Source organism: Methylobacterium sp. P3_A11 (genome assembly GCF_056403155.1).
The window spans coordinates 1-3,046 of record NZ_JBFUGA010000214.1; the positions used below are offsets into that span (position 1 = coordinate 1).

2 protein-coding genes and 1 pseudogene are annotated in these 3,046 nt (G+C 73.1%); 2 read left to right on the plus strand and 1 reads right to left on the minus strand.

Annotation, left to right across the window (positions count from 1 at the left end):
- A pseudogene (locus AC1DXK_RS30630) lies at positions 1 to 847 on the minus strand (serine protease); the annotation flags it as partial.
- A 195-nt stretch (positions 848 to 1,042) separates the two neighbouring features.
- On the opposite strand from AC1DXK_RS30630, the gene AC1DXK_RS30635 reads away from it, so the two are divergent.
- Both AC1DXK_RS30635 and AC1DXK_RS30640 read left to right on the plus strand, forming a co-directional pair.
- The gene (locus tag AC1DXK_RS30635; RefSeq protein WP_457107912.1) at positions 1,043 to 1,219 is read left to right on the plus strand and encodes a hypothetical protein; all 177 of its coding nucleotides are present in this window, start codon (positions 1,043 to 1,045) and stop codon (positions 1,217 to 1,219) included.
- 308 nt (positions 1,220 to 1,527) lie between these two features.
- On the plus strand, positions 1,528 to 3,046 hold a 1,519-nt coding region (locus AC1DXK_RS30640), incomplete at its 3' end, for an MDR family MFS transporter (RefSeq protein WP_477299680.1).

The following is a 3,046-nucleotide window of genomic DNA, read 5'->3' on the forward strand; positions in this document are numbered from 1 at the left end:
GCCCTGGCGCGGCCTGCGCCGCGGCGGGGTCCGGGAACGGCGTGAAGGCGTTCGCCACGGCGATCACGAGCCGGTCGACCTCCGGCGCCAGGGCGCGGTCGTAGCCGAGCAGGAACCCGCGCACGCCCTGCGGGCCGGACGCGTAGCGGATGTAAGACAGGCCCGGCCCGGTCTCCGCGGTGACCACCAGAGTGTCCGGCCGCCTGAGCTTGTAGGTGACCTTGCGGCCGGGGAGCGGCGCGGTGGCCTTCTCGAACAGGGCGTCCAGGGTCTCGGTGCCCGGCGGGAAGGCGCGGGATTCCAGGGTCACACGCCCGTCCGGGCTCTGCCAGCGGGTACCGGCGGGCAGGGCGGTGCGCTTCGTCAGCAGCCGCTCGGGCACCCCCATCACGGCGCCGGTTCCAGGGTCGACGGCACTCCGGAAGCGCGCCGCCGTCCGGGCCGCCGCACCGGCGGCCAGCAGAGCCGCCCGGCCGCGCGCATCGAGGGGATCGGCTCCGCCCGAGCGGTCGCGGTAGGCCTTGAGCGCCTCGAAGGTCCGCCGCCCGAACGCCCCCGACACCACGGCGTTGAAATCGCCGGTCCAGACCAGGGCGTCCTGGACCGCCTTGCGGTCGGCCTCCGGCAGGGACTCGAAGGCCCCCTTGGCGGCGTCGAAGGCAGGATCGGCCGGTGCCGGCCTCGGTGCCGCCCGGGACGGGACCGGCCGCTCCTGGGCAGGGTCCGGCTCCTGGGCGCGGCCGGGGCCTGTGCCGAAGGCGAGCAGGATCGCCAGCAAAGCCGGTCGCCGGGAACGGCCGACCGGTGCGACCGGAGGCCGGCACCGCGACGCGTCACCCGAATCCATCGCCGCCCTCCGACCCCCGACGCCCCGATCCTGGCAGAGGCCGCGGCGACAGGCCAGTTCAATCCGGTCAACCGGCACCGTGCGTCCGGAGCGGCGATGCGCTACAGGGCGAAGATCCGGCCCGGGGCGGCGGCCGGGTCACCGGATCGCAGGTCCGGCCACGCGATGCCGTCATGGTTCGACGCGGAGCCCGGCATGAGCGAGACGAACAACACCTTCAAGAAGGCGCCCAAGCGCAAACCCGTCAAGGGCAAGAGCATCAGCGTCTCCCCGGAGATGCGGCAGGCCTATGCCGACCTGATTCAGGAGCGCGCGGAGAAGCAGGAGGCCTACGGCCGTCACCTGCCGCAGGACGAGACGCGCCGCCGGTAGGGCGCGCGCCCCGGATCCGGCCTTCCGGCCGGTCCCGCTCTCGACCATCTGCACGACGGAGGCTGACCCGCGGGGGCGTTCCGGGCCGCGATCCCGCGCCGCCCCTCTCCCGGGCGCAGGGGGCGCCTGCGCATCGCGCGCTGCCCGGGCTGGAACCGAACCCCCAGGACCATCGGTTCTCCCCCGTCTCCGAACCTGCCGCCATCGGCGCCCTGCGCGCGGTCGCCGGTATCGCCCCCCTTCACGCCGCCCGAGTCCGCGCCCCGGCGCGGATCGCGGCGGCGTCCGAACCACGGAGGTCCCCGCACGTGGCCAGCCCCGTCGCCGTCCTCCCAGTCGGGATCGAGACCCAGGCGCAGCCGGGCGCTCCGGCCCAGCAGAACCGCCTCAGCGCCAGCGAGATCCGGGCGATCGTCTTCGGCCTGATGACCGCGATGCTGCTGGCGGCCCTCGACCAGACCATCGTGGCCACTGCCATGCCGACCATCGGCCTCGACCTCGGCGACGCCGCCAACCTGCCCTGGATCGTCACCGCCTACCTGCTGGCCTCCACGGCGGTGACCCCGCTCTACGGCAAGCTCAGCGACATCCACGGCCGGCGGATCATGCTGCTGATCGCCATCGTGACCTTCGTGCTCGGGTCGCTCGCCTGCGCGCTCGCCCCCACGATGGTGGCGCTGGCGCTCGCCCGGGGCCTGCAGGGCGTCGGCGGCGGCGGGCTTATCGCCCTCGCGCAGACGATCCTCGCCGACATCATGTCGCCCAAGGAGCGGGCGCGCTACCAGGTGGTGATCGCGGGCGTGTTCGTGACCGCCTCGGTGGCGGGACCGCTGCTCGGCGGCTTCTTCGCCCAGCACCTGCACTGGTCGCTGATCTTCTGGATCAACCTGCCGATCGGCGTCCTGGCCTTCGCACTCACCAACGCCAACCTGAAGCGCCTGCCGCGCCACGACCGCCAGCACCGGCTGGACTGGCCCGGGGCGGTGCTGATGGTGGCGGCCTCGATCACCCTGCTGCTGGCCCTGAGCTGGGGCGGCGTGCGCTACCCCTGGGGATCCGCGCCGGTCCTCGGCCTCCTCGCCGCGGCGGCGGTGCTCGGGATCGGCTTCGCGGTGCGGCTCGCCACGGCGGCCGAGCCGCTGATCCCCACGGAGGTGCTGAAGAACCAAGTGGTCTACAGCGCGACGCTGGCCGCCTGCTTCGCCATGGGCACCTTCATCGGGCTCACCATCTACGTGCCGATCTTCCTGGAAGGCGTGATCGGGCTCTCGGCCAGCGAATCCGGCCTGGCCCTGGTGCCGCTGATGGTCGGCACCGTCACGGGCGCCACCCTGTCGGGCCGGTCGATGCTGTACTTCCAGCACTACAAGCGCGTGCCGCTCGCCATGATGTGCGTCAGCCTCATCTGCTGCGCCGTCATCGCCTGGGCGGGACGGGCGCTGCCGTTCTGGCTCATGGAGGTGCTGTTCGCGCTGCTGTCCATGGGAATCGGGACGATCCTGCCCCTCTCCACCATCGCGATCCAGAACGCGGTGGCGCGCCACCAGCTCGGGATCGCCACCGCGTCGATGAACTTCTTCCGGTCCCTGGGGGGCGCCCTGATCGTGGCGGCGTTCGGCACCATCGTGCTCGGCGGCGCCGCGGGCGATGCGGGCCACGACGTGGAGAGCCTGATCCGCGGCGCCGATCCGGCCCGCCTCGCCCTGACCTTCCGGTACGTGTTCCTGGCGGCCTGCCTCGGGCTGCTCGCCGCCTTCACGTTCCTGGCACTCATGGAGGAGCGATCCTTGGGGGAGCGCACGTCGCCGAAGATGGATGGGGGCGCGC

Bases quoted from the DNA above. Each gene is read 5' to 3' on its own strand.
- AC1DXK_RS30635 (WP_457107912.1), top strand. From the start codon at position 1,043: ATGAGCGAGACGAACAACACCTTCAAGAAGGCGCCCAAGCGCAAACCC.